Origin of the sequence: Metalysinibacillus jejuensis (assembly GCF_003057615.1) — a bacterium.
In the GTDB taxonomy this organism is placed as follows: Bacteria; Bacillota; Bacilli; order Bacillales_A; family Planococcaceae; genus Metalysinibacillus; species Metalysinibacillus jejuensis.
Map to the genome: position 1 here is coordinate 1 of NZ_QAFW01000183.1, position 386 is coordinate 386.

Consider the following 386-nt stretch of genomic DNA (forward strand, 5'->3'; position numbering starts at 1 on the left):
GTACTTACACATATAGGAAAAACTTTTTAGGTGTTGGTAATTGTACGTTTCACATGGTCCCAAATAGCTCGCATCATTTTAGGTTCAAGAAAAAAGTTCCCTAAAAGAACGATCGTAATGGTCCATAAGGAAACACATATAGCTGCTATCAACCAAGTACCGGCACCTGTAATATGGAGTTCAATGAAAAATGCAAATGGCGAGGCTGCGATGAATGCTAAAATCATATTGCGCGTTATTTTTTTAACAGTATGCAACGCTGAATTTTTTAAAATTTCTTTTGACGTATACAGAATTAAATCACAAGTTCGATAGGCATATGAACACAGCCCACCTATTAATACCCCCTCTACGCCCAAAAACTGTACAAAAATAATGGATGACAC

The 386-nt window shown here is 36.5% G+C and carries 1 pseudogene; it reads right to left on the minus strand.

What is annotated here, in order from left to right:
• Positions 1–26: 26 nt before the first annotated feature.
• Positions 27–386 (minus strand): annotated as a pseudogene (locus tag DDE80_RS15245) (lipopolysaccharide biosynthesis protein); the annotation flags it as partial.